We start from the raw sequence: 24,383 nt of genomic DNA on the forward strand, positions 1-24,383 counted from the left end.
CAATAGCGTCCAGCAAGCCGTAGCCCCCCTGCTTACAAGACAGAGAGGCGCGATTACTCCAACGCCAGCCACCCCCCACCAAACCCAACACCTCACCACGCACTGGTAATTCGCCCTCAATTCCGCCATATAGAGGCAAATGCGCCAGCCGTGCTGGGCAAACACCCCAAACAGGTTCAGGATCATGTCGAATACGGTCGAATTTGCGAAGATGAACGGGCTTGGTAACAAGATCCTTGTTGTCGATATGCGCGGTCGCAAGGATATGGTCACACCGCAGGCGGCGATTGCGCTGAATGCTGATCCCGAGACCGCGTTCGATCAGATCATGGCCATTCACGATCCCAAGATCGATGGCACCGATGCCTATATCGATATTCTCAATTGCGATGGCACCAAGGCGCAGGCCTGCGGCAATGGCACGCGCTGCGTGGTGCAGGCGCTGGCTGCCGAGACCGGTAAAAAGGCATTCACCTTTCAGACGGTGGCTGGCATTCTCAATGCCTCCGAGCGTGAAGATGGCATGATTTCCGTCGATATGGGTCTGCCGCACTTCCGCTGGAGCGATATTCCGCTTTCCGAAGAATTCCACGATACCAGCCGCATCGAGCTTCAGATCGGGCCAATCGACGATCCCGTGCTGCATTCGCCTGCCGTCATGTCGATTGGCAATCCGCATGCGGTGTTCTGGGTGGACCGCGATCCAATGGAGTTCGATCTGGAGCGTTTCGGCCCGCTGCTGGAAAACCACCCGATGTTTCCGGAAAAGGCCAATATCACGCTCGCGCAGGTCATATCTGACAGGGCGCTGCGCACCCGCACCTTCGAGCGTGGCGCGGGCCTGACGCTGGCCTGCGGTTCCGCCGCCTGTGCTGCCGCCGTGTCCGCTGCCCGCACGGGCCGCACTGGCCGCACCGTCGAAATCGATGTCGCCTCCAGCCCGGTGCGAATCCCGCTCACTATCGAATGGCGCGAAGACAACCATGTCATTATGACCGGCCCTGCCGAATGGGAATGGGCTGGCACCCTCAACCCGGTAACGGGTACATGGCAGCGCGATGCCGCGCCGGAACAGGCGGCTTTATGAGCGGCGTCGAGGTCATAACCTTCGGCTGCCGCCTCAATACCTACGAATCGGAAGTGATGCGGGCGGAGGCCGAGAAGGCGGGGCTGAACAATGCCGTGCTGGTCAACACCTGTGCCGTGACAGGCGAAGCGGTGCGTCAGGCACGCTCCGCCATCCGCCGCGCCCGCCGGGAAAACCCGCATGCCCGCATCATCGTCACTGGCTGTGCCGCGCAGACGGAAAAAGAGACTTTTGCCGAAATGCCGGAAGTCGATGCCGTGCTGGGCAACGAAGAAAAGCTGAAAAGCGCCTCCTATCGCGCGCTTCCCGATTTTGGCGTCTCGGCGGAAGAAAAGCTGCGCGTCAACGATATCATGAGCGTGCGCGCCACCGCGCCGCAGATGATCAAGCATATCGATGGGCATGTGCGCGCCTTCATTCAGGTGCAGAACGGCTGCGACCATCGCTGCACCTTCTGCGTCATTCCCTACGGACGCGGTAATTCCCGCTCCGTGCCGATGGGCGCTGTGGTCGAACAGGCCCGCAAGCTGACGATGAGCGGGTATCGCGAAGTCGTACTGACCGGCGTCGATGCCACCAGCTATGGTGCCGATCTGCCGGGCGAACCCTCGCTGGGATATCTGGCCAAGGCGCTACTGAAACAGGTGCCCGATATCCTGCGTTTGCGGTTATCCTCCATCGACAGTATCGAGGTGGACAGGCATCTGCTGGACCTCATCGCTGACGAGCCGCGCTTCATGCCGCATCTGCACCTGTCGCTCCAGCACGGCGATGACATGATCCTGAAACGCATGAAACGCCGCCATATGCGCGCCGATGCCATCGCCTTCTGTCATCAGGTCAAGGCGCTGCGCCCGGAGATGGCGTTCGGGGCAGATATGATTGCTGGTTTCCCGACGGAAACCGAGGAGATGTTCGAAAACGCCGCGACCCTTGCGGAAGAATGCGGCATCTCCAACCTGCATGTCTTCCCCTACAGCCCACGCCCCGGCACGCCAGCGGCGCGCATGCCGCAACTGGACCGTGGGCTGATCAAGCAGCGGGCGGCACGGCTGCGCCAGCGCGGCGAAACCTTGCGGGATGCGCATCTGACCCGCATGGTCGGCACCACGCAGACCGTGCTGGTCGAGAATAACGGCTTTGCCCATACTGACAATTTCACCCTCGTTGCCGCAGCCGATCTTGCACCCCGCACCCTTGCGCAGGTTGTGATTACCGGTCACAACGGAAAACACTTGAGTATGCAATGTCTGGCAGCACACGCTGCGTGACTTAAAGATACGGAATCGTCATGGCCCTCGGCTTCATCAAAAAAGTTTTTTCCTTCGGCAAGGATAAGGCCGAAACGGACAAGCCGGACGCGGACCAGACGCCCCTACCCACGAGCGATCACCCCGCCACCTTCGAAGAGGTGTTGAGCGAAGCCGAAGCGCATGCGCCCGTGGCCGACGATCCGGTTTCCGAGGTCGAAATGGAAACCGCGGGCGGCCCCGCCCCCGACAGCTTGGTCGAGAGCGAGCCCAGCCCGCAGGAAACCGACGCAGAGGAAGAAGAAGCACCGCTGCTTCCGGGCACCGAGCAGGTCGGCGATATCGGCATGGTGCCGCTTTCGCTGCTGCAGGCCGAAGCCGAAGCGCAGGACGATAGCACCGCCTTAGAGCAGGAGCAGGTCGCTCCCGACGCGCCGCTCGACGATGCCGCCATGGATAAATTGCTGGAAGAGGCGGAGGAAGCGACGGGGCCAGAGCTTGCCGATGCGACCCCTTCCCCAACCGTGCTTCCCAAGGGATTTGCCTCCGCAAGCGACCGGATCGAGCCCGTCGAGGCGCTGCCGGAGCCGAAACTCACCTGGTTCCAGCGCCTGCGCGCGGGGCTTTCTCGTACCTCATCGCAGCTGACCAGCCAGATTTCTGCCCTCTTCACCAAGCGCAAGCTGGATGAAGACACGCTGGATGAGCTGGAAGATTTGCTGATCCAGTCCGATCTCGGGCTGGAAACCGCCATGCGCATCACCGGCGCGCTGTCATCCGAACGCTATGGCAAGGATGTGAGCGGCGAGGACGTGGCCCGTATCATGGCGGGTGAGATTACCAAGGTACTGGCCCCAGTCGCCAAGCCGCTGGAGCTTGATCTGTCTCACAAGCCGCATGTCATCCTCGTCGTCGGCGTCAATGGAACCGGCAAGACCACGACCATCGGCAAGCTGGCAGCGAAGCTGTCCGGTTCCGGCCTGAAAGTCATGCTGGCGGCGGGCGATACGTTCCGTGCCGCAGCCATTGAGCAGCTGAAAATCTGGGCGGATCGCACCGGTTCGGAATTCATCGGCACCAAGCTTGGTGCGGATGCAGCGGGACTTGCCTATGACGCTTACGAGCATGCGCTGGCCAAAAAGAGTGATGTTCTCATCATCGACACCGCTGGCCGCTTGCAGAACAAGACCGAATTAATGGCCGAGCTGGAAAAGATCGTGCGCGTGCTGGGCAAACTCGATCCGGATGCTCCGCACACCGTGTTGCAGACGCTGGATGCGACCACCGGCCAGAACGCGATGAACCAGGTCGAAATTTTCCGCAACATCGCGGGCGTTTCCGGCCTGATTATGACAAAATTGGATGGCACGGCGCGCGGCGGTATCCTCGTTGCCATTGCTGCGAAACATAAGCTGCCGGTGTATTTCATCGGCGTCGGTGAAGGCGTGGACGATCTGGAGCCCTTCGAGGCGGAAGATTTCGCCAAAGCGATTGCGGGAGTTTGAGTATGGATGTGGAAAGCAATCAGCGCGAAAGCGAAAAAATGGTGCGGGAAATCAGCCCGCTATTGAAATTCGCGCTCGAACTGGGGCCGTTGCTGATTTTCTTCTTCGCCAATTCCAAAGGCGAGTGGCTGGCAACGACGTTCCCGGTTCTCACCGAGTTCGGTGGCCCGATCTTCATCGCCACCGGCCTGTTCATGATCGCGACGATCGTTGCGCTGACCGTCTCCTGGATATTGACGCGCACCCTGCCGATGATGCCGCTCATCTCGGGCATCGTGGTTCTCGTCTTCGGGGCGCTGACGCTCTATCTGCAGAACGACACCTTCATCAAGATGAAGCCGACTATCGTCAACACCCTGTTCGGCGTCATCCTGCTCGGTGGTCTGCTGTTCGGTCAATCACTTCTCGGCTACGTCTTCAACTCTGCCTTCAAGCTGAATGAAGAAGGCTGGCGCAAGTTGACCTTCCGCTGGGGCTTTTTCTTCCTGTTTCTGGCCGTCCTCAACGAAGTCGTCTGGCGCGGATTTTCCACCGATACATGGGTTGCTTTCAAGGTCTGGGGCACCATGCCCATTACCATCATCTTCACCATGGCGCAGATGCCGCTCATCATGCGCCACTCCACCGAACCGCTGACGAAAGACAAGAAATGACAGTTGCGGACATGTCTGCGTCGCGCTCGACGTCCTACAAATGGTTCGGTGTCGCAGCAGCTTTGCTCGTCGCGCAGATTGTCATTCTGTACTTCATGGGCCGCGTCCCGATCTGCGAATGCGGTTACGTCAAGCTGTTCGAGCCGGGCGTGAATACGCCGGGCAATTCGCAGCATTTGGCCGATTGGTACACGCCATCCCACATCATTCACGGCTTCCTGTTTTATGGCTTTGCTTGGTTGCTGTTTCGCAAGCAGAATATCGGGATGCGACTGTCCTTCGCCGTTCTCATCGAGGCGGCCTGGGAACTGCTCGAAAATTCGCCCATCATCATCGACCGCTACCGCACCGCGACGATGGCGCTAGGTTACAGCGGTGACAGCATCTTGAATTCGGCTATGGACACGGTGTTCATGATGGTCGGCTTTTTCTTCGCCGCCCGCATGCCGATCTGGCTGACTGTTGTCGTCGCAATCTTTTTCGAGATTTTCACCGGCTGGCTGATCCGCGATAATCTGACCTTGAACGTGTTGATGCTGGTCGCGCCCATCGATGCCATCAAGGAATGGCAGAATGCGCTGCCTGCCTCCTGAACCACTGTATGAAATCTAATTATAAGCGGATACTTTTTTAACGAAGCCTCATTAGAGGTTGTGCTTTATTGTTTTGCATAAGGGTCGATATCTTGCAGGATAATTTTGCCTATCTGCTGCCCTTTATCATGCTGACCTTTGGGCTGATCTTTATCAGCCTGCAAACAATCGGCTTCCGCTCCGGTCGTTACTGGGGCATCGGCTATATCTGCGCGGCCAGCGGCTTTGCCATTCCCATGGTGTTGCAGGACAATTTCGCGCTGACGCAGGCCGTCTTGTCGAACATCGTGTTTTTCGCAGCCTTTTTTTGCTACGGCCACGCCTTGCTGCTGCATTTTAACGCAAAACCGCATGTGTGGCCGCGCGTAGCGCTGGCCGTCTTTGCGTTTCTGGGCGTCTGTTTCTTCATTTTCTTGCAGCCCGACTTACGCCTCGGCCTTGCCCTCAGCGACACTATGTGTGCCGCTCTTTTGGCGCCATCCATCTGGCTAGTGCGCAAGAAATTGCGTCACGGCATGGACAGGCTGCTGCTGGCCGCCGTGGCCGCCGTTGTGCTGGAGACCATGACGCGTGTCGTCGTGCTGCTGTCGATGACCAGCAGCAACTCCCTGCAAAGCGTCGATGACTATCTGACATCAGACTATGCCTATCTCATGCAGTTTGCCGCCAGCATTTTCGGCTTTCTGCTGGCGCTTGCGGTGCTGGCCAGTGCGGCGGCGCATATTCTGGCGCAGCATCGCTTTGCGGCGGATCACGATCCACTCACGGGGCTGCTCAACCGGCGCGGCTTCGATCTTGCTGCCCCTGACTTCCGCGCCTCGGAACCGCCTTCAGGCGTCGTGCTGATGGGCGATATCGACCATTTCAAGCAGGTCAATGACGACTTCGGCCACGCGACCGGCGATCTCGTCATCATCGCGGTAGCAGAGCTATTGCGGGAAAGACTGCCTGATAATGCGAAGATAGCGCGCTTCGGCGGCGAGGAATTCGTCGTCTTTATTCCCGACCTCAAGGCCTCGGAAGCGGCGGTTCTGGCCAATATGGTGCGCTGTGGCTTTGCCGCACGCGACTGGAGCGAGATCGGCATGAACCGGCAGATCACCACCAGCTTCGGCATCTCCTCCGTGGCGCGGGGCGATCACTCCATTCATGATGCGATTGGCCGCGCTGACGGTTTCCTCTACCGGGCCAAGCAGGCGGGCCGAAACCAGGTGGTGCAGGAGGGCATGCATGTTCAGGCAGCGAAAGCAGCGCCCGCGCTCAAGGCCGTGCCGAAATCCTGATCTGCGCGTTGGAGCTTTCAGTCTCCGGCGATCGCTCTTTCGATGGCCGGGATAATGTCCCGCTCATAGGTCGCGGCATCGATCGGCCCGACCTTTTTGTAGACGATAATGCCGTTTCTATCCACGAGATAGGTCTCTGGAATGCCATAGACACCCCAGTCAATGGCGGCTTTGCCATTCGGGTCGATACCGATGGCATCATAGGGATTGCCGAGTTCGCCGAGGAAACGCAGGGCGTTGTCCGATTTGTCCTTGTAATTGATGCCGACCACGTTCAGCCGCTCGTCTTTCGACATTTCCGTCAGCATTGGATGCTCCTGCCGACACGGCACACACCACGAAGCAAAGACATTGACCAAGGTCACCTTGTCCTTGATCGCCGCATCGGTCAGCGCGGGAAGGCCGGAGCCTTCAAGCGGCGGCAGTGCCAGCGATGGTGCCTTGGTGTTGATCAAAGCAGACGGGATGGCGCTGACGTCAAGCCCGTTGACGTCCTGCTCATACAGCATCTTGGCGGCGATGGCGGCAAAGCCTGCGAAGGCGAGCAAGGGCAGAAGGGCAAGAAGCACGCGCGCTTTTTTACCCGAGGAAGCGGGAGCGATCTGGCTATCCTTGGTCATGCGGATGCTCCGTCTGACGGGGCGGCGCGCGCCCGGCGGCGGACGCCGGAGGCCTCAAGCTGCGCCATTTCCTTGCGCCGAGCGCGTCCATCAAACCAGATCCAGGCAATCAGGACCGAAACGATCAAACCGGTCAAGGCATAGGACATGCCGATATAAAAAGCGTGGCTCATGGCTTGGCACTCTCCCGGCCTGCCATGCGGGCAGCCAGACGGCGTTGGGCCGCAATGCGTCTGCGCCAGATTTCATTGCGCATGGAAGCGATGTGAAGGGTGAAGAACAAAAGCGTAAAGCCGAGCGCCATGATGAGCAGCGGCCAGAGAAACTCCGATGCAATGGCCGGGCCACTCATGCGAATGACGCTGGCAGGCTGGTGCAGCGTGTTCCACCATTCGACCGAGAATTTGATGATGGGGATGTTGACGAAGCCGACGAGGATCAGCACCGCGCTGACGCGGGCTGCCTTGGAGGGATCTTCCATGGCCTTGTTGAATGCGATCAGACCCAGATACATCAGAAACAGAATGAAGACGGAAGTGAGCCGCGCATCCCACACCCACCATGTGCCCCACATGGGCTTGCCCCAGAGGGAACCGGTGACCAGAGCAATGAGTGTGAAGGCAGCGCCGATCGGGGCGGCAGACCGGTGGGCGACATCCGCCAACGGGTGCCGCCAGACCAGCGTGCCGATGGCGGATGCGGCCATGACCGTATAACACATCATCGACAGCCAAGCGGCGGGCACATGCACATACATGATGCGCACCGTATTGCCCTGCTGGTAATCGCTATCCGTCGTAAAGGCGAGATAGAGACCGACGGCAAGACAGAGTGCCGACAGCGCCGCCAGCCACGGTAAAATGCGAGAGGCCAATGCCAGAAACCGTGTCGGGTTGGCAAGATCACTGAATTTGGTCATGGCAAGGCTCGTATCGTTCATGGCGTCTTTCTACAGCGAGAGCGTGATGGCCGCAATTGATCCTTATCAATCCATCGAACTGCGCAATGCCAAAGCGGCAAAGAACGGACCGACGACCGATGAAAAAAGCGTGATGGCGATCAGGATCAGGAACGGTGGCATGAAAGGTGCGGGGTCCTGAACGGCGGCGTAGGATGCGCTGACACCGAAAATGAGAACGGGAATGCAAAGCGGCAGAACGAGGATGGACACCAGCAACCCGCCACGCGGCAGAGCCACGGCCACCGCCGCACCCACTGCCCCAATGAAGGTCAGCGCAGGGGAGCCGACCAGAAGCGTCACCATGACAGCGCCAATGGCGACTTCGCTCATGTTCATGAACAGGCCGAGCAGCGGCGATGCGATGACCAGCGGCAGGCTAGTGGCTGTCCAGTGAGCGAGGCATTTCACCAGAACCGTCAGCACCAGCGGGTTTTCCTGCATCAGGATGAGATCGAGCGAGCCGTCGTCGCGTTCGGCCTGAAACAGGCGGTCGAGGCCGAGGAGAGCGGCGAGAAGCGCGCCGATCCAGACAATGGCGGGGCCGATGCGGGACAGGAGATTGAGGTCAGGGCCGACACCGAAGGGGATGACGGCAACGACGGTCATGAAGAAAAGGACACCGATCAGCGCACCGCCGCCTGCGCGGATGGAGAGTTTGAGGTCGCGGAGGAAGAGGGCGGTCATTGGGTGGTGCTCGCAGCGTAGGTCAGATCGCACCGCGTGGATAATGGATGGGTTCGGTGGGTGTAGCTACCCCCCTCTGTCCTGCCGGACATCTCCCCCTCAACGGGGGAGATCGGCTGGGCGCTCAGACACCACTTCACTCTCGACGCGAGAGATAGCCGAAAGGTCGCCGCGAGTCGATCTCCCCACCTGAGGGGGAGATGCCCGGCAGGGCAGAGGGGGGTAGCGGCAAACTCGACGATCACCACGCTATCTCCACCCCAGCAAACCCCGTCATCTGCAACTCCTGCGCATTACCCAGCCCAAGCGATTGATGCGTCGCGGCCATCACGATACCGCCCTTTGCCAGATGCGATTCCACCAACCCCGTGAACATAACATCCGCACTCGCATCCAGTGCAGCCGTCGGCTCGTCCAGTATCCAGATGGGTCTCCATGCAACAAGTAGTTTGGCCATGGCGAATCGGCGCTGCTGACCGGCGGAGAGATAGCCGAAGGGAAGATGGGTGATGCCGGACAGGCCGACGGTTTCGGCAGCCTCTTCTATCCCCATGGAGGGACCATGGTTGAAATCACCCAAAAAATCTTTCCAGAAATCGAGATTTTCGAAAACCGTGAGTTCCTGCTTCATTGCATTCTTGTGGCCGAGATAGTGGCTGGCTTCTGACGCGTGGGTGCCGTTTTCAATCCCTTCGCCGGCTATCTTTATGCTGCCTGTTTCCGGCCGCAACAGGCCCGCGATGACGCGTAAAAGCGTGGATTTTCCAGAGCCGTTCGGCCCGGTCAGTACCAGCGCCTGCCCGCTCGTTAACTTGAAGGAAACATTCATGAATATCAAATCTTCGCCGCGGCGGGCGGCGAGATTTTCTGCTGTCAGCAGCATGGGATCATCTCGTTTAAGATTTTAATCATCTCGATGGCAAAAAAATCGATTTAGGGCTTTTTCCGGTCTGGCACGTTTCGATGAAATTATCTATATGACTTTCAACCACGCCAGCGGTCGGCGTGATCATCATATAGCGCCGGGCCTGAAGGGTGTGAAAACATCCTTCTCGTGCGGACAGCGGAAATGACCGTACCCGCATCCTGATGTGCACGTGTTGCACAGGGGTCCGCACGCGCGTGTTGGCTACTCAGAGGAAGCGGGGTTTTTATCCGTGGCTAAATCTCTAGACAGTTTCAATTGTCGTTCCGTTCTTACCGTTGACGGTAAGGACTATGTTTATTTCAGTCTGCCGAAGGCGGAAGCGAACGGCCTGACGGGCGTTTCGAAACTTCCCTATTCGATGAAGGTTCTGCTTGAGAACCTGCTGCGCTTTGAAGACGGCCAGACCGTTACCAAGGAGCACATCACGGCCGTTGCCGACTGGCTGAACAACAAGGGCCGCGTCGAAAACGAAATCGCCTACCGCCCTGCCCGCGTTCTGATGCAGGACTTCACCGGCGTTCCAGCCGTGGTCGATCTTGCCGCTATGCGCGATGCCATGGTGGCTCTGGGTGGCGATCCTGAAAAGATCAACCCGCTCGTTCCCGTCGATCTGGTTATCGATCACTCTGTTATCGTCGACGAATTCGGCACGCCAACGGCTTTTGCCCGCAACGTGGAGCTGGAATATGAGCGCAACGGCGAGCGTTACCGCTTCCTGAAGTGGGGCCAGCAGGCGTTCAAGAACTTCCGCGTTGTTCCGCCCGGCACCGGCATCTGTCACCAGGTGAACCTCGAATATCTCGGCCAGACGGTCTGGACCAAGGAAGAAGACGGCGAAACCATCGCTTACCCAGACACCTGCGTCGGCACCGACAGCCACACGACCATGATCAATGGTCTGGGCGTTCTGGGCTGGGGCGTTGGCGGTATCGAAGCCGAGGCTGCCATGCTTGGCCAGCCGGTTTCCATGCTTCTGCCTGAAGTCATCGGCTTCAAGCTGACGGGCAAGGTCAAGGAAGGCGTCACCGCCACCGACCTCGTGCTCACAGTCGTTCAGATGCTGCGCAAGAAGGGCGTTGTCTCCAAGTTCGTCGAATTCTTCGGCCCTGGCCTTGATTCGATGACATTGGCCGACCGTGCCACCATCGGCAACATGGGTCCAGAATACGGCGCGACCTGCGGCTTCTTCCCGGTTGACGGCGAAACCATCAACTACCTTACCATGTCTGGCCGCACCAAGGACCGCATCGCACTGGTCGAAGCTTATTCCAAGGCGCAGGACATGTGGCGCACGGGCGACGGCTCCGAGCTTGTCTTCACCGACACGCTGGAACTCGACCTCGGCGACGTCGTGCCATCCATGGCCGGTCCAAAGCGTCCTGAAGGCCGCATCTCTCTGGAAGGCATCGCCTCCGGCTTTGCGACAGCATTGGAAGCCGACTACAAGAAGCCCGGCCAGCTCGACAACCGCTATCCTGTCGAAGGCACGGATTTCGATCTCGGCCATGGCGATGTTGCCATTGCTGCCATCACCTCCTGCACCAACACGTCCAACCCATCGGTTCTGATTGCTGCCGGACTTCTGGCCCGCAACGCAGTGGCCAAGGGTCTGACATCCAAGCCTTGGGTCAAGACGTCGCTTGCACCGGGATCTCAGGTTGTTGGCGAATATCTGGAAAAGTCCGGTCTTCAGAAGGATCTGGATGCCATCGGCTTCAACCTCGTCGGCTTCGGCTGCACGACCTGCATCGGTAACTCCGGTCCGCTGCCAGCGCCGATCTCCAAGACCATCAACGACAAGGGTCTGATCACCGCTGGCGTTCTCTCCGGCAACCGTAACTTCGAAGGCCGTATCTCGCCGGACGTTCAGGCGAACTACCTCGCTTCCCCGCCGCTCGTCGTCGCTTACGCGCTGGCTGGCACGGTTCAGAAAGACCTGACGACCGAGCCGCTTGGTACGGGTTCCGATGGACAGCCTGTATTCCTTAAGGACATCTGGCCGACATCTGCCGAAATCCAGGAATTCATCCTGAAATACGTCACGCGCGAACTCTACGAGTCGAAGTATGCAGACGTGTTCAAGGGCGACGAGAATTGGCAGGCCGTTCAGGTTCCTCCGGGCCAGACCTATGCATGGGACGACAAGTCGACCTATGTGCAGAACCCGCCTTATTTCGTGGGCATGGGCAAGACCGGCACAGGCTTGAAGAACATCAAGGGCGCACGCGTTCTCGGTCTCTTCGGCGACAAGATCACCACCGACCATATTTCTCCGGCCGGTTCGATCAAGGCTGCTTCCCCTGCCGGTGCATACCTCACCGAAAACGGCGTGGGCGTTGCCGACTTCAACCAGTACGGCACACGCCGTGGTAACCACGAAGTGATGATGCGCGGCACATTCGCCAACATCCGTATTCGCAACCACATGCTTGGGCCGAACGGCAAGGAGGGTGGCTACACCATCCACTATCCGTCCAAGGAAGAGATGTCGATTTACGATGCGGCCATGCAGTACAAGGCCGAGGGCGTTCCGCTCGTCATCTTCGCAGGCGTAGAATACGGCAACGGTTCTTCGCGTGACTGGGCTGCCAAGGGCACGAACCTGCTCGGCGTCAAGGCTGTCATCGCGCAGTCGTTTGAGCGTATCCACCGTTCCAACCTCGTTGGCATGGGCGTTGTCCCATTCGTCTTCGAAGAAGGCACCACATGGGCAAGCCTCAACCTCAAGGGCGATGAAACAGTCGAGATCGACGGTCTCGAAGGCGACATCAAGCCACGCGAGAAGAAGATCGCCAAGATCACCTATGGCGACGGCACCGTGAAGGACATTCCGATCCTTTGCCGCATCGATACGCTGGACGAAGTGATCTACATGAACAATGGTGGCATTCTGCAGACCGTTCTTCGCGATCTGGCTGCATAAGCCATCGATCATCGAGACAGAAAAACGCCGGGAGCAATCCCGGCGTTTTTGCGTAAGATGACGGGAGTGAAATGGCGGGCACGCTTCGTGATCGGCACTCACCCCATCGTGACTTTCTATTGAAGGGATTTCGGCGCTATTTTCGCCGTCGCGTCCCGACATGTATTGATAGCATCAATGGTCTGGATAGGCGTCCAGACAAGGGTTTCGCAATGTCTTTTAAATATGGACCTTTGACATTTGGTCTTTCACTGTGTGTGCTCAGCACCGTTGCGGCGGTCTCCGCGCAGGCGCAGGAGACGGTAAAGGGCGTTGTGGAGCTTTTCACCTCGCAGGGCTGCGCGTCGTGCCCGCCCGCAGATGAGGCAATGCGCAAACTCATCCAGAAGGGCGACGTGATCGGCCTGTCTTACCATGTCGATTACTGGAACTATCTCGGCTGGGCGGATTCGCTGGCGTCTAAGGAAAATACCGAGCGGCAATATGGCTATGCGCGGGCGCTGGGCCGCAACAATGTCTATACGCCGCAGGCGGTGGTGAATGGTCGCGACCACGTCAAGGGCGCCGATATGAACGCCATCTACAGCCGCCTGGATGCCTTCAAGAATGCGGGCGAAGGCCTGAGCGTGCCGGTAAAGGCACAGCGCATCAACGATGAGATCGCCATCGATATTGGCGAAGGCCATGGCAAGGCGGATGTCGTCGTTGCCTATTTCACCCGCGAGCAGATCGTGGACGTCCAGAAGGGCGAAAATCAGGGAAAGAAGATTTCCTACTGGCACAGCGTCTATGACGTTCAGACTGTGGGCATGTGGGATGGAAAGTCGATGGCGGTGAAGCTGCCAGCCAGCATCATGAGCAAGGCGCAGAACGGCGGGTGCGCGGTTCTGTTGCAGACGACGGATGCGCAGGGCAATCCGGCTGCCATCATTGGCGCGAGCGTTCTTTTACCATCTGGGAATTGAGTTCACCCTGAAGGGTGAGGAGATCCGGTCCGGGCATTGGGGGCTGGGGGTAAAGGGTCAATGCACCGGACCGGGTCATCTTGGTGCCTAGGCATCAATTGACTTCAGCAATATTCCACCCAATTCGGGCCATGGTTTGACCGAAATAGGGCAATTGCACCTTTAAGATCTGCCTAAATTATTACCTGCGAAGCATTTTTTGAAGGGCTGCGCCAAGGCTTGCAATTTCGCCAGCGTGGCGGCAGACTGTCGTACAAATGTCATTTGCAGTTGAGCGAGGTTGCCTGATGACCGATCAGCCGGATTTGCAGCGCGCAGGTTCATCTCACAGAGATAGCTCATCCGTCATCGATCTCCGTGAATACAAGCAGAGCAAGGACCCCTTGCCGATCACCTTCCATCGCCGTGAACTGGATGCGATATTGCGCATCTATGGGCGCATGGTGGGTGAAGGAGAATGGCGCGACTATGCCATCGACCATTTGAAGGACAAGGCGGTGTTCTCCGTTTTCAAACGGTCCGGCGAGATGCCTCTGTTCCGCATTGAGAAGAACCCCAAGCTTGCGGCCAAGCAGGGCGCGTTCAGCGTCGTCAATGTCGATGGTCGCATTCTGAAGCGAGGGCACGAGTTGCCGCAGGTGCTGAAAGTCTTCGACAAGGTGCTGAAGCTGATCGAGTGATCCCCAGCATCGCGAGAGATACGGACAACAAAAAAGGCGGCCCGAGAGCCGCCTTTTCGATGTCTATCTCATCAGATCTTACTTGTCGCGGTTTCCGAGGAACTGCAGCAGGAACATGAAGAGGTTGATGAAGTCGAGGTAGAGCGTCAGCGCGCCCATGATGGCTTTACGGCCAGCAGTCGCAACATCGTCACCGTCGAAATACATTTCCTTGATCTTCTGCGTGTCATAAGCCGTCAGACCAGCGAAGATCAGCACGCCGATGGCGGAGATCGCAAAGCCCATGGCAGACGACTGCAGGAAGATGTTGACGAGCGACGCGATGATCAGGCCGAACAGACCCATGATCAGGAACGAGCCCATGCCGGACAGGTCCTTCTTTGTGGTGTAGCCGTAAAGCGACAGGGCACCGAAGGAAGCAGCCGTGATGAAGAACGTCTGTACGATGCTCTGGCCGGTATAGACCAGGAAGATCGACGACAGCGAGATACCCATCAGCGCGGCGTAACCCCAGAAGGTTGCCTGCGCGGCAGGGACACTCATGTTCTGAATGCGGAAGCTAAGGAAAAGCACCAGACCCAGCGGTGCGAACATCACTACCCATTTCAGCGGGGAGCCATAGAGCAGCTGCGCGAAAGCGGGGTTGGAAACCGCCATTGTATAGGTGAAGAAGGACGCTACGCCGGTAATTACCAGCGCAAGTGCCATCAGGTTATAAACCTTCAGCATATAGGTGCGCAGACCCTGGTCGATCATGGCACCAGACTGTGCATGACCCTGGGCCATACGGTTCTGGTAATTGTTGAAGTCAGACATTGTTACCTCTTTTGAGCTCCGAAATTGCTACGGTGTCGGGCATATCGTCGTTTCACGACTATATCCCAGGCGCCGCTGCGGAGCTACAGCAAGCCTACCGAAGAATATGATGATATCGTTTCATAGATACAAGAGCTTTCAGAGCCGAAAAAACACCGTATGCGCGAAAATCGATAACGTTTTGGCGATCATTACAGAGATTTAATCGTTAAAGTTAAGTGGCGTACAACTTTTCAGAATGCTCTTCGGTTCCGGGCTCTCGTTTATCTTACTCTCCTGCCTGCCGCAGAACCGGCGCTGCCTTTTGCCCCAGTATCCGCCATGTACCGATGAGGCCGATGCCGACAGTCATGACGAGGGCCACGACGATGGTGCCGATGGCGACATCCGGCAGAAAGCTGGAGGGCAGTTTCATGATGCGGGCAATGACGAACCATGCGGAAACGCCACCGGCAAACAGCGCAAAAATGGCCGTCGCCAGACCCAGCATCATGTATTCGTAGGAGAAGGCGCGGATCAGCATGGCGCGTGTGCCGCCCAAGGTCTTGAGAATGACCGCGTCATGCGTGCGGGCGCGATTTCCGGCAGCCAGAGCTCCAGCCAGCACCAGCACCGAGGCGATAAGGGCAACGGCGGCGGCAGCGCGAATGGCAGTGGCAAGCTGATCGACAAGGCGGTTGACCACATCCAGCGCATCCTTCACCCGCACACTTGTGATGGTCGGATAGGCATTGGTGACGGCGCGCAGGATTTCGCCTTCCTTGGCAGCCGTGGCCGATGGGTCGGACAACGTCGCGAGCCACGCATGCGGCGCACCGCGGAACGTATTGGGCGAAAAGACCATGACGAAGTTGAGAGACAGTGATTCCCATTGCACGTCGCGCAGATTGGCAATCTTGGCGGTGATGTTGCGGCCTAAAACATTGACGGTGACGCTATCGCTGATCTTCAGGCCAAGTTCACCCGCCTCTTCCGATGCAAAGGACACGAGCGGCTCGCCACTATAATCCTTGTCCCACCAGCTGCCTTGAGACAGCTTGGCATTCTCGGGCATGTCTTGCGCATAGGTAATCCCGCGATCACCACGCAGAACCCAGCGGCCTGCGGGTGGCACGTCGATCTTGGTGACATCCTGGCCGTTGAGCGCCAGAATACGGCCGCGCAGCATCGGCACTTCGGTCAGCACGCCCTCCGGTGCCTGTTTCTGCACAAGATCACGGAAGCCATCGCGATCTGCGCCCTGAATATCCACGAAGAAGAAATTCGGCGCCCTCTCGGGCAGGCTGCCCGTCAGTTCACGGCGCAGATTTCCGTCGATCAGCGTCAGCGTGACGAGCAGCGTGAGGCCGAGACCGAGTGACAGAACGACAGACGGCGTCAGTGCGCCGGGGCGGTGGATGTTGCCGATGGCGAGCCGCAGAGCGGCGGAATGAACACGCGGGCTTCGCCTTGCAATGGCCTTGATGCCCCAGGCAACCAGACGCAGCACCACGAAGACGAAAGCGACCGCCGCCAGAAACACCGAGGCGATATAGCGCTCTTCCGCAGAGAAGATGGCAAGACCAGCAAGTGCCGCCAGAAGAACAGCGGTGGCAAGAAGATAGGGCCAGGACGGCAGGCGGTTTTCCTCGAAACCCTGCTCGCGAAACAGCGCGGTTGCTGGCACTTCCCTCGCCTGCCCCAACGGCATAACGGCGAAGGCAAGCGTTGTCAGCAGACCGAAGATGCCTGCCAGAAACAACGGGCCGGGATAGATCGCCAGCTCATTGGGAACGGGAAGCACACCTTCCAGAAACCGCATGGCAATCAGCGGTGTGACCGCCCCCAGCATCAGCCCGATGACGATGCCGATGCAGGCAATGAAGGCGATCTGGAACAGATAGGTCATGGTGACGACGCTGGCCGGTGCGCCAAGGCATTTCAGCGAGGCGATGGTCGTGCGTTTGGAATCGAGAAAAGCGCGCACAGCATTGGCGACGCCAACGCCACCGACGATAAGAGCCGTCAGACCCACAAGCGTCAGGAACTGCGAGAAACGGTTGACGTTTTCGGTGAGCGAAGGGGCGGCACGATCGCTGGTGCGGATTGACCAGCCCGCGTTGGGAAATTCCCGGTTGGTATCTTCGGTGATCGTCGCGCGTTTGGACGGGTCGTTCAGACGGATTTTGTAGCCATGTTCGACAAGGCTGCCGGTCTGGACAAGGCCCGATGCGAAGAGCGCATCGCGGCTGATAAGCAGCCGCGGCGCAAAGCCAAAACCATCAGACAAAGCATCCGGCTCATTGAAGACGGTGGCGGACAGTTTGAGTCGAACATTGCCGAGCAGCAATTCGTCACCGACCTTGATACCAAGCCGTTCGAGCAGAAGAGGGGCGGCGACAGCGCCGTAAGCTTCGCCCTGCTTCGCCAGCAATTGCGAGAGCGGGGCGGCTGGTTCCGCCTCAAAGGTGCCGTAGAGCGGATAGGCACCATCCACGGCCTTAACCTCGGCCAGTGTCTGTTGCGACCCATCCGCCAACCGTGCCATGGAACGCAGACCGGTGGAAACGGCAACTTGGCCAAGACCATCCAGATAGGCGCGCTCATCCGTGGTCACTTCGCGATTGCGCAGTTCAAAGCGCACATCGCCGGCCAGAATGGATTGGCCTTCGGTGGCGATGGAGCTGGTGACGGCGCGGGAAACGGAATTGACGGCGGCAATCGCCCCGGTTCCCAGAGCAATACAGGCCAGAAAGATGTAAAAGCCGCGAAAACCGCCGCGAATTTCACGCCGGGCAAGGCGCAGCGCGTTGCGGATATTGAACAGCGACGGCACGAAGCGGCTCATGCCAAAACCGCCTGCGCAGGCTTCGATATCGTGCTATCGCCTTCGATCAGGCCTGAGCGCACCTTGATCTGGCGCGAGCAGCGGGCGGCGAGTGAAACATCGTGGGTGACGAGGATCATCGTCATGCCGCGTTCTGCCTGTTTGGAAAACAGAAGATCGGCAATCTGTTTGCCGGTATCCGTGTCCAGATTTCCGGTCGGCTCATCCGCGATCAACACGGCGGGCGAAGGCGCGAGCGCACGGGCAATGGCGACGCGCTGCTGCTCGCCGCCGGAAAGCTGGCCCGGATAGTGATTGAGCCTTTCGCCGAGCCCAACGGCCACCAGCTCCTTTTTGGCGATGTCGAAAGGGTTGGCGACATTGGCCAGCTCCAAAGGCACGGCAACGTTTTCCAAAGCGGTCATATTCGCAATCAGGTGGAAAGACTGGAATACGATCCCGACATTGCGCCCGCGAAACTCCGCAAGAGCATCTTCTCCCAGATTGTGAAGCTCTGTTCCCGCAATTGTGATCTCGCCGCTATCGAGCCGCTCCAGACCGGCCAGAACCATCAAAAGCGTGGATTTGCCGGAGCCGGAAGGCCCGACGATACCAACGGCCTCACCTTCTGCGATGCTGAGGTCGATGCTTTTGAGAACGTGGACGGAAGCGGCGGCGTTGCCCAGGGTCAGATCCGCCTTATTCAGCTCGATGATGCTTTTCGTCACAATTCGCGTTCCTATATGAAGGAGAAGGGCAATCGGGAATTCAAAAATATCCTGACATTGCCAGACAAATTAGGAAGGCCGTCATGCGTTTTAAAGCCGTCGCTGCTCAATTCATCGTCATCTGCACTGCGGTGCTGACCGCCAGCTTTGCGCAGGCACAGGATAAACCGGTGCAACTGGTGGGATTTGGCGACAGTTTGATGGCCGGATACCAGCTGCCGCCGACCGACAGCTACACCGCCCAGCTGGAGGCCGCATTGAAGGCCAAGGGCATGGACGTGACCATCGCCAATGCTGGTGTTTCTGGCGATACGAGTTCCGGTGGACTGGCACGGGCCGAATGGTCGGTGCCGGATGGAACGGATGGCGTGATTTTGGAGTTGGGAGCCAATGACGCCCTGCGCGGCATTTCACCGGAGGAGACCGAAAAGAACCTCGAGGCGATGATTTCAGGTTTTCAGAAGCGCAACATTCCGGTCCTGCTGATTGGCATCATGGCACCACCGAATATGGGTGACGATTATGCCAAGCGCTTCAACCCCATCTACCAGCGCCTTGCAGAAAAACATGGGCTTCCTCTCTACCCATTCTTTCTGGACGGCGTCGTCCTGAATGAATCCCTGCAACTGGAGGACAGAATGCATCCCAATACCAAAGGCATAGCCGTGATGGTCGAAAAATCCATGCCAACGGTAGAAGCCTTCATTAAGACTATCGGTGCGCAAAAAAAATAAGCGCTTGCGCCAAGCAGCGTTGCATGATTCGCTACACTTGTTCTGCCAAAAGATTCGGGGAGCTCGCCATGCCGAGACTGTTTACCGCCCTCGAAATTCCGCGCAATGCGGCGATGAGCCTATCATTGTTGCGCGGTGGTCTGCCGGGTGCCCGGTGGATCGATGTGGAGAATTATCACATCACCCTGCGCTTTATCGGCGATATCGATAACCGTACAGCCGACGAGGTGGTGAACAGGCTTGACCGGATCGACAGACCGGAATTTCAGGTCAACCTCACCGGCATCGGCTCGTTCGGCTCCAAGAAGCCGCACTCCATCTGGGCCGGAGTGTCTCCCTCCGCAGAGATGACAGCCCTGCAAGGCGAGATCGAGCGCATTTGCCAGCGCCTCGGCCTTCCGCCAGATCCGCGCAAGTTCACGCCCCATGTGACACTGGCCCGGCTCCGCAACTCGCGGCTGGACGATGTGGTCCATTACCTCTCCGGGCGCGGCGATTTTCGCACCTCTCCCTTCACGGTCGGACGCTTTGTGCTGATGTCCTCGAAGGAATCGGTCGGCGGTGGCCCCTATATCATCGAAGAGGCATTCCCTCTGAGCGAAGCCTGGCCTGTCTCCAGCTTTTCCAGCGCGGATTTGCAACCGGCAAAGAGCATGCTGTAGACGGTCTGAAAGCCGTCTTCGCCGCCATAATAAGGGTCAGGCACGCTTTCGCGGCGGCCTGACGCATATTGGCTGAAAAGGTGGAGCTTGTGCGCATGCTGCTTCGGGCAGGATGCCCTAAGCTTTTCCAGATTGTCTTCATCCATGGCCAGAATGATATCGAAGACCTCGAAATCGGCGGGCCTGACCTGACGGGCCTTCTGGCCAGAAATATCGATGCCGTGCAGCTTTGCGATGGCAACGGAGCGTGGGTCGGGCGCATTACCTGCATGCAAGCCACCAGTACCAGCGGAATCGATCACGAAATGATGATCGCCCTGCTGTTTTTCGTCCAGATGTGCGAAGATGCCCTCTGCCAGAGGTGAGCGGCAGATATTTCCCATGCAAACAAATAGGACTGCTGTGCGTTTCATAAAACCATAGCCAGAAAGAGGTGACGCCCATGAATTACCCCAAACTCGACAGAGACGCCATCGATGCTGAGCTTGCCAAGCTGGAAGGATGGTCTTTGCGCGAAGATGGGCTTGCCATCGTCAAGGCGTTCAAATTCGCGAACTTCGCCGAAGCCTTCGGCTTTATGGCTCAATTCGCGCTGGTGGCGGAAAAGCTGAACCACCATCCCGAATGGTCGAATGTCTATTCCCGGGTCAAGGTGTGCCTGACGACGCATGATTCTCAAGGCGTCACCGAACGGGACTTTCTTCTGGCGACTGCCATGCAGAAGGCAGCGGCGGGCAGACATGATTGAACGGGCTGCGTCCCGTCCTATATAAATGTCCATGACCAAAGGACACACAACCATGGATGACGTGAAGATTGGTGAAATCCTGATGCCGGGAGAGCCCGACCATCAGGAAGAGCGCGAACAGCAGGTGCGTGCCAAATTCTGGCCGAAGATGAAGCGGGTGATCAGCAAGGTGCCGTTCGCGCGCGATGCGGCTGCCGCTTACTACTGCGCCATGGACCGCGACACGCCGTTCCGCGCCAAGGGTATTCTTCTGGCGGCACTCGGATATTTCATTCTTCCCTTCGATGCAGTACCCGACATCTTCGCCGTGGTTGGTTTTACCGATGACATCGCCGTTTTGACCGCAGCGCTTGCCATGATCCGCGCCCATATCAAAATGGAACACTACGAAGCGGCCGATGCGGCGATAGATGCTTTGAAGAAAGAGTAACGGCTCTGTGATGGCGTGTGTGAAACCGCGCCAAATGCTGACAAATTCTTGCCTGAATTCTTGTGTCATTGCTGATGACGCAGACACAACTGGTGTTTGCTTCGCTGGCGCTAGGAGTCACCGATCTGTTACAGGCCAATGCAAATCTCGACTTTTAGCATTGGCGTTGACGGTTTGGTAACCGATCTTTAGCCAATATCAGGATGACGGACTTCACCTAGCATCGGCCCGGCGCAGCCGTTCGGCCAACTGGAAGACAATAAACCCGGCAGGAAATTCAATGTTTGTAAGAAGTGTAGCAACCGCAGTCGCCATTTTGCTGGCCAGCATCAATGTAGCCTCTGCACAGTCGCCCACGCGCATCCAGCAGTTCAACGCATGGGGTGCCTATTCGTACAAATCGGGTAAAAGCACCGTTTGCTATGTTCTTTCCATTCCCACGGCAAAGGAACCGGCCAGCGTCGACCACGGTGATATCTTCTTCATCGTTTCGCAGCGCCCTGGCCAGAATATTTCCTATGAGCCACAGGCAATGGTGGGCTATGCGCTGAAAGAGGGTTCGAAGGTCAATGTGACCATCGACAACAAGAACTTCGTGATGTTCACCAAGGACAAGGCCGCCTGGGTGGAAAATGCCGCTGAAGAGCCGGCACTGGTTGCAGCCATGAAGGGCGGCAAGTCCATGACGGTCAAGGCGACATCTGCCCGCGGCACCGCGACGTCCTATTCCTATTCGCTTTCGGGTATTTCGGCTGCCTTCAAGCAGATCGAAACCTGCAAATAAGCGCGACGGGATATCGTTTTGGAATGGCCGGTCTGTGACCGGCCATTTGCGTTTTGGCTATTTTGGTGCTAAAGGCCCGCCAACACTGACGAGTGCCTGCGCGACAAGCGCGTCACTCTTGATTTTTCTCGACATGCAGACGGTTTCAGCCTTTCTCTAGAAGGTAGCGCAACGCTGTATGGGATGATGGGATAGGCACGATGTCCGTACTGGAAGCCACCGCAGGTCTTGCAATCAAAAGCCCGCTGATCGCCAATAGCGATCTCATGTCCGGCAAGCCGTCGCTGATCGGCCTGACGCGTGAGGACATGGCGGATGCGTTGCTGGATGCAGGCGTGCCGCAAAAGCAGGTCAAGATGCGCGTCAGCCAGTTGTGGAACTGGCTCTATGTGCGCGGCATCTCCGATTTCGATCACATGACCAATGTCGCCAAGGATCTGCGCGAAACGCTGAAGGCGAAGTTCACCATTGCACGCCCCGAGATCGTCGATGAGCAGGTCTCCAATGACGGCACCCGCAAATGGCTGATGCGTTTTCCGCCGCGCGGTGCTGGCCGTCCGGTCGAAATCGAAACCGTTTATATTCCGGAAGAAGGTCGCGGCACGCTGTGCATTTCCAGCCAGGTCGGCTGTTCGCTGACTTGCTCCTTCTGTCACACCGGCACACAGCGCCTCGTGCGCAACCTGACGGCGGAAGAAATTTTAGCGCAGCTTCTTCTGGCGCGTGACCGTCTGGGCGATTTCCCCGACCGCGAAGCACCGCAGGGCACGATCATGCCAGCCGAGGGACGCAAGGTGTCCAACATCGTGATGATGGGCATGGGCGAGCCGCTCTACAATTTCGAGCATGTCAAAACCGCGCTGTTGATCGCGACGGATGGCGATGGCCTGTCGCTTTCCAAGCGCCGGGTGACGCTGTCGACCTCGGGCGTGGTGCCGGAAATCTTCCGCACCGGCGATGAAATTGGCGTGATGCTGGCCATCTCCTTGCATGCGGTGCGCGACGATCTGCGCGACATGCTGGTGCCGATCAACAAGAAATATCCGCTGAAAGAGCTGATCGAGGCCTGCCGCAACTATCCCGGCCTGTCGAATGCCCGCCGTATCACCTTTGAATATGTGATGCTCAAGGACGTCAATGACAGTCTGGAAGACGCCAAGATGCTGACGCAGCTTCTGAAAGGTGTTCCAGCGAAGATCAATCTTATCCCCTTCAACCCATGGCCCGGCACCAACTACCAGTGCTCGGACTGGGCGCAGATCGAGAAATTCGCCGATTTCATCAATCAGGCCGGTTACGCCTCGCCGATCCGCACACCACGCGGGCGCGATATTCTGGCTGCCTGCGGTCAGTTGAAGTCGGAATCCGAGCGTATGCGCAAGACCGAACGCATGGCGTTCGAAGCCATGATGATCGCCAATCACGGCGCGGATGACGAATAAGAACAAGAATTGATAGGTGAGTTCAGGCTTGCGCGATTGATTTCGTTTTAACCCTTTCTTAAAGAGGGCAACGACAAGCGAAACAACCGGAGGAATATCCTATGCGCGCAATCGTTCTGGCGCTCGCCGCTGCAACGGCCTTTGCCCTGCCTGCAAAAGCAGAAGACGTCACCGTTGCCGTTACCGCAATCGTCGAACATCCCGCACTGGATGCCGCGCGTGATGGCGTGAAGGCAGCCCTTGCCGAAGCTGGCTACAAGGAAGGCGAAAATCTGAAATTTGTCTACCAGTCGGCGCAGGGCAATCCCGGCACGGCAGCGCAGATCGCCCGCCAGTTCGTTGGCGATGCACCAACCGTGATCGTTCCGATTTCAACCCCATCCGCACAGGCCGTCGTCGGTGCTACCCGCGACATCCCGGTCGTCTTCACCGCCGTATCCGATCCGGTCGGCGCACAGCTGATCAAATCCATGGAAAAGCCGGGCCGCAACGTCACCGGTCTTTCCGATGCGCTGCCGGTCAACGAGCATCTGGCGCTGATCAAGGAAGTCGCTCCCAACGCCAAGACCGTGGGCTACATCTACAATTCCGCCGAAGCCAACTCGGTTTCGACGCTGGAGCTTCTGAAGACCGAAGCCGAAAAGGCCGGTTTGAAGGTCGTGGAATCGGTCGCGACCAAGTCTGCCGAAGTACAGGGCGCGACGCGCGCGCTGGTGGGCAAAGCTGACGTGATCTACGTCCCGACCGACAACACCATCGTTTCCGCCTTCGAAGCCGCAGCTGGCGTCGCCTCCGAAGCCAAGATTCCGCTGTTTGCCGCCGATACGGATTCCGTTGCCCGCGGTGCAGTCGCTGCTCTCGGCTTCAACTATTTCGACGTGGGCAAGCAGACGGGTGCAGTCGTCGTTCGCATCCTGAAGGGTGAGAAGCCCGGTGACATTCCAGCAACGGTCGCTGTCGGCACCGATCTCGTCTTGAACAAGAAGGCTGCTGAAAAGGCTGGCATCACGTTTCCCGAGAGCCTGACGAAGCGCGCGACGAAGATTATCGACTGATCCTATCCGTCATTCCGGCCTTGAGCCGGAATCCAGCAGCGCCGCG

Annotated in this window: 25 protein-coding genes; 16 read left to right on the forward strand and 9 right to left on the reverse strand. The window is 58.1% G+C overall.

Annotation, left to right across the window (positions count from 1 at the left end):
* Positions 1-184 precede the first annotated feature (184 nt).
* From dapF to ABUK73_RS21570, 6 genes are all read left to right on the forward strand, one after another.
* Entirely contained in the window at positions 185-1,087 is a 903-nt protein-coding gene (dapF, locus tag ABUK73_RS21545; RefSeq protein WP_353579056.1) for a diaminopimelate epimerase, read from the forward strand.
* Positions 1,084-2,358, forward strand: a complete 1,275-nt coding sequence (mtaB, locus tag ABUK73_RS21550) for a tRNA (N(6)-L-threonylcarbamoyladenosine(37)-C(2))-methylthiotransferase MtaB (protein WP_353579057.1) — start codon at positions 1,084-1,086, stop codon at positions 2,356-2,358. Before dapF ends, mtaB begins: the two co-directional genes overlap by 4 nt.
* A gap of 20 nt (positions 2,359-2,378) precedes the next feature.
* Complete coding sequence (ftsY, locus tag ABUK73_RS21555) at positions 2,379-3,842, forward strand: signal recognition particle-docking protein FtsY (protein ID WP_353579058.1); 1,464 nt, start codon at positions 2,379-2,381, stop codon at positions 3,840-3,842.
* Between the two features lie 2 nt (positions 3,843-3,844).
* Positions 3,845-4,495 (forward strand): septation protein A, encoded by a 651-nt coding sequence (locus ABUK73_RS21560; RefSeq protein ID WP_353579059.1) that lies wholly within the window; start codon positions 3,845-3,847, stop codon positions 4,493-4,495.
* Entirely contained in the window at positions 4,492-5,088 is a 597-nt protein-coding gene (locus ABUK73_RS21565; RefSeq protein ID WP_454892406.1) for a DUF2585 domain-containing protein, read from the forward strand. Before ABUK73_RS21560 ends, ABUK73_RS21565 begins: the two co-directional genes overlap by 4 nt.
* 92 nt (positions 5,089-5,180) lie before the next feature.
* Positions 5,181-6,371 (forward strand): GGDEF domain-containing protein, encoded by a 1,191-nt coding sequence (locus ABUK73_RS21570; RefSeq protein WP_353579060.1) that lies wholly within the window; start codon positions 5,181-5,183, stop codon positions 6,369-6,371.
* Positions 6,372-6,388: 17 nt separating this feature from the next.
* On the opposite strand, the gene ABUK73_RS21575 is transcribed toward ABUK73_RS21570, so the two are convergent.
* The 5 genes from ABUK73_RS21575 to ccmA all read right to left on the reverse strand — a co-directional run bounded on the left by ABUK73_RS21575 (position 6,389) and on the right by ccmA (position 9,519).
* The gene (locus tag ABUK73_RS21575; protein ID WP_113087442.1) at positions 6,389-6,991 is read right to left on the reverse strand and encodes a DsbE family thiol:disulfide interchange protein; all 603 of its coding nucleotides are present in this window, start codon (positions 6,989-6,991) and stop codon (positions 6,389-6,391) included.
* Positions 6,988-7,164, reverse strand: a complete 177-nt coding sequence (gene ccmD, locus ABUK73_RS21580) for a heme exporter protein CcmD (protein ID WP_353579061.1) — start codon at positions 7,162-7,164, stop codon at positions 6,988-6,990. The genes ABUK73_RS21575 and ccmD overlap by 4 nt, the downstream gene beginning before the upstream one ends.
* Entirely contained in the window at positions 7,161-7,931 is a 771-nt protein-coding gene (locus tag ABUK73_RS21585) for a heme ABC transporter permease (RefSeq protein WP_353579062.1), read from the reverse strand. Before ABUK73_RS21585 ends, ccmD begins: the two co-directional genes overlap by 4 nt.
* Before the next feature lie 45 nt (positions 7,932-7,976).
* The gene (gene ccmB, locus ABUK73_RS21590) at positions 7,977-8,636 is read right to left on the reverse strand and encodes a heme exporter protein CcmB (protein WP_113087439.1); all 660 of its coding nucleotides are present in this window, start codon (positions 8,634-8,636) and stop codon (positions 7,977-7,979) included.
* Between the two features lie 241 nt (positions 8,637-8,877).
* Positions 8,878-9,519, reverse strand: a complete 642-nt coding sequence (gene ccmA, locus ABUK73_RS21595) for a heme ABC exporter ATP-binding protein CcmA (RefSeq protein ID WP_353579063.1) — start codon at positions 9,517-9,519, stop codon at positions 8,878-8,880.
* Positions 9,520-9,793: 274 nt separating this feature from the next.
* Between ccmA and acnA the strand changes: the two genes are divergently transcribed.
* From acnA to ABUK73_RS21610, 3 genes are all read left to right on the forward strand, one after another.
* Entirely contained in the window at positions 9,794-12,487 is a 2,694-nt protein-coding gene (acnA, locus tag ABUK73_RS21600; RefSeq protein WP_353579064.1) for an aconitate hydratase AcnA, read from the forward strand.
* Positions 12,488-12,699: 212 nt separating this feature from the next.
* On the forward strand, positions 12,700-13,452 hold the full coding sequence (locus ABUK73_RS21605) for a DUF1223 domain-containing protein (protein WP_113087436.1): 753 nt from the start codon (positions 12,700-12,702) through the stop codon (positions 13,450-13,452).
* Positions 13,453-13,739: 287 nt separating this feature from the next.
* Entirely contained in the window at positions 13,740-14,132 is a 393-nt protein-coding gene (locus ABUK73_RS21610; RefSeq protein ID WP_353579065.1) for a DUF2794 domain-containing protein, read from the forward strand.
* 78 nt (positions 14,133-14,210) lie between these two features.
* Here ABUK73_RS21610 and ABUK73_RS21615 read toward each other — a convergent pair whose 3' ends face one another.
* The 3 genes from ABUK73_RS21615 to ABUK73_RS21625 all read right to left on the reverse strand — a co-directional run bounded on the left by ABUK73_RS21615 (position 14,211) and on the right by ABUK73_RS21625 (position 18,482).
* The gene (locus ABUK73_RS21615) at positions 14,211-14,948 is read right to left on the reverse strand and encodes a Bax inhibitor-1/YccA family protein (RefSeq protein WP_113087434.1); all 738 of its coding nucleotides are present in this window, start codon (positions 14,946-14,948) and stop codon (positions 14,211-14,213) included.
* Between the two features lie 268 nt (positions 14,949-15,216).
* Complete coding sequence (locus tag ABUK73_RS21620) at positions 15,217-17,775, reverse strand: ABC transporter permease (RefSeq protein WP_353579066.1); 2,559 nt, start codon at positions 17,773-17,775, stop codon at positions 15,217-15,219.
* Entirely contained in the window at positions 17,772-18,482 is a 711-nt protein-coding gene (locus ABUK73_RS21625; RefSeq protein WP_353579067.1) for an ABC transporter ATP-binding protein, read from the reverse strand. The genes ABUK73_RS21620 and ABUK73_RS21625 overlap by 4 nt, the downstream gene beginning before the upstream one ends.
* A gap of 83 nt (positions 18,483-18,565) precedes the next feature.
* Here ABUK73_RS21625 and ABUK73_RS21630 point away from each other — a divergent pair, with 83 nt between their 5' ends.
* Entirely contained in the window at positions 18,566-19,216 is a 651-nt protein-coding gene (locus tag ABUK73_RS21630) for an arylesterase (protein ID WP_353579068.1), read from the forward strand.
* A 68-nt stretch (positions 19,217-19,284) separates the two neighbouring features.
* Positions 19,285-19,878, forward strand: a complete 594-nt coding sequence (thpR, locus tag ABUK73_RS21635) for an RNA 2',3'-cyclic phosphodiesterase (RefSeq protein WP_353579069.1) — start codon at positions 19,285-19,287, stop codon at positions 19,876-19,878.
* Here the strand turns inward: thpR and ABUK73_RS21640 are convergent.
* Positions 19,785-20,291, reverse strand: coding sequence for a low molecular weight protein-tyrosine-phosphatase (locus tag ABUK73_RS21640; RefSeq protein WP_353579070.1), 507 nt, complete (start codon positions 20,289-20,291; stop codon positions 19,785-19,787). The two genes, thpR and ABUK73_RS21640, sit on opposite strands and share 94 nt — an antisense overlap.
* A gap of 29 nt (positions 20,292-20,320) precedes the next feature.
* Here ABUK73_RS21640 and ABUK73_RS21645 point away from each other — a divergent pair, with 29 nt between their 5' ends.
* From ABUK73_RS21645 to ABUK73_RS21665, 5 genes are all read left to right on the forward strand, one after another.
* Complete coding sequence (locus ABUK73_RS21645; RefSeq protein ID WP_353579071.1) at positions 20,321-20,626, forward strand: 4a-hydroxytetrahydrobiopterin dehydratase; 306 nt, start codon at positions 20,321-20,323, stop codon at positions 20,624-20,626.
* Positions 20,627-20,678: 52 nt separating this feature from the next.
* On the forward strand, positions 20,679-21,056 hold the full coding sequence (locus tag ABUK73_RS21650; protein WP_353579072.1) for a YkvA family protein: 378 nt from the start codon (positions 20,679-20,681) through the stop codon (positions 21,054-21,056).
* 280 nt (positions 21,057-21,336) lie between these two features.
* Positions 21,337-21,840, forward strand: a complete 504-nt coding sequence (locus tag ABUK73_RS21655; RefSeq protein ID WP_113087428.1) for an invasion associated locus B family protein — start codon at positions 21,337-21,339, stop codon at positions 21,838-21,840.
* A gap of 266 nt (positions 21,841-22,106) precedes the next feature.
* Complete coding sequence (gene rlmN, locus ABUK73_RS21660) at positions 22,107-23,282, forward strand: 23S rRNA (adenine(2503)-C(2))-methyltransferase RlmN (RefSeq protein ID WP_353579104.1); 1,176 nt, start codon at positions 22,107-22,109, stop codon at positions 23,280-23,282.
* Between the two features lie 101 nt (positions 23,283-23,383).
* Positions 23,384-24,337, forward strand: a complete 954-nt coding sequence (locus tag ABUK73_RS21665) for an ABC transporter substrate-binding protein (RefSeq protein ID WP_353579073.1) — start codon at positions 23,384-23,386, stop codon at positions 24,335-24,337.
* The last annotated feature ends 46 nt before the right edge of the window (positions 24,338-24,383 follow it).

It is taken from the genome of Agrobacterium vacciniicorymbosi (genome assembly GCF_040427045.1).
GTDB lineage: Bacteria > Pseudomonadota > Alphaproteobacteria > Rhizobiales > Rhizobiaceae > Agrobacterium.

Excerpts from the sequence above, each read along its gene's own strand:
- ccmB (WP_113087439.1), bottom strand. The coding sequence starts at position 8,636 with ATGACCGCCCTCTTCCTCCGCGACCTCAAACTCTCCATCCGCGCAGGC.
- ABUK73_RS21585 (WP_353579062.1), bottom strand. The coding sequence starts at position 7,931 with ATGAACGATACGAGCCTTGCCATGACCAAATTCAGTGATCTTGCCAAC.
- thpR (WP_353579069.1), top strand. The coding sequence starts at position 19,285 with ATGCCGAGACTGTTTACCGCCCTCGAAATTCCGCGCAATGCGGCGATG.
- ABUK73_RS21575 (WP_113087442.1), bottom strand. The coding sequence starts at position 6,991 with ATGACCAAGGATAGCCAGATCGCTCCCGCTTCCTCGGGTAAAAAAGCG.
- ftsY (WP_353579058.1), top strand. The coding sequence starts at position 2,379 with ATGGCCCTCGGCTTCATCAAAAAAGTTTTTTCCTTCGGCAAGGATAAG.
- ABUK73_RS21560 (WP_353579059.1), top strand. The coding sequence starts at position 3,845 with ATGGATGTGGAAAGCAATCAGCGCGAAAGCGAAAAAATGGTGCGGGAA.
- ccmD (WP_353579061.1), bottom strand. The coding sequence starts at position 7,164 with ATGAGCCACGCTTTTTATATCGGCATGTCCTATGCCTTGACCGGTTTG.
- ABUK73_RS21650 (WP_353579072.1), top strand. The coding sequence starts at position 20,679 with ATGGATGACGTGAAGATTGGTGAAATCCTGATGCCGGGAGAGCCCGAC.
- rlmN (WP_353579104.1), top strand. The coding sequence starts at position 22,107 with ATGTCCGGCAAGCCGTCGCTGATCGGCCTGACGCGTGAGGACATGGCG.
- dapF (WP_353579056.1), top strand. The coding sequence starts at position 185 with ATGTCGAATACGGTCGAATTTGCGAAGATGAACGGGCTTGGTAACAAG.
- ABUK73_RS21605 (WP_113087436.1), top strand. The coding sequence starts at position 12,700 with ATGTCTTTTAAATATGGACCTTTGACATTTGGTCTTTCACTGTGTGTG.
- ABUK73_RS21655 (WP_113087428.1), top strand. The coding sequence starts at position 21,337 with ATGTTTGTAAGAAGTGTAGCAACCGCAGTCGCCATTTTGCTGGCCAGC.
- ABUK73_RS21640 (WP_353579070.1), bottom strand. The coding sequence starts at position 20,291 with ATGAAACGCACAGCAGTCCTATTTGTTTGCATGGGAAATATCTGCCGC.
- ABUK73_RS21645 (WP_353579071.1), top strand. The coding sequence starts at position 20,321 with ATGAATTACCCCAAACTCGACAGAGACGCCATCGATGCTGAGCTTGCC.
- ABUK73_RS21615 (WP_113087434.1), bottom strand. The coding sequence starts at position 14,948 with ATGTCTGACTTCAACAATTACCAGAACCGTATGGCCCAGGGTCATGCA.
- ABUK73_RS21610 (WP_353579065.1), top strand. The coding sequence starts at position 13,740 with ATGACCGATCAGCCGGATTTGCAGCGCGCAGGTTCATCTCACAGAGAT.
- ABUK73_RS21665 (WP_353579073.1), top strand. The coding sequence starts at position 23,384 with ATGCGCGCAATCGTTCTGGCGCTCGCCGCTGCAACGGCCTTTGCCCTG.
- ABUK73_RS21565 (WP_454892406.1), top strand. The coding sequence starts at position 4,492 with ATGACAGTTGCGGACATGTCTGCGTCGCGCTCGACGTCCTACAAATGG.
- ABUK73_RS21630 (WP_353579068.1), top strand. The coding sequence starts at position 18,566 with ATGCGTTTTAAAGCCGTCGCTGCTCAATTCATCGTCATCTGCACTGCG.
- ccmA (WP_353579063.1), bottom strand. The coding sequence starts at position 9,519 with ATGCTGCTGACAGCAGAAAATCTCGCCGCCCGCCGCGGCGAAGATTTG.
- ABUK73_RS21620 (WP_353579066.1), bottom strand. The coding sequence starts at position 17,775 with ATGAGCCGCTTCGTGCCGTCGCTGTTCAATATCCGCAACGCGCTGCGC.
- mtaB (WP_353579057.1), top strand. The coding sequence starts at position 1,084 with ATGAGCGGCGTCGAGGTCATAACCTTCGGCTGCCGCCTCAATACCTAC.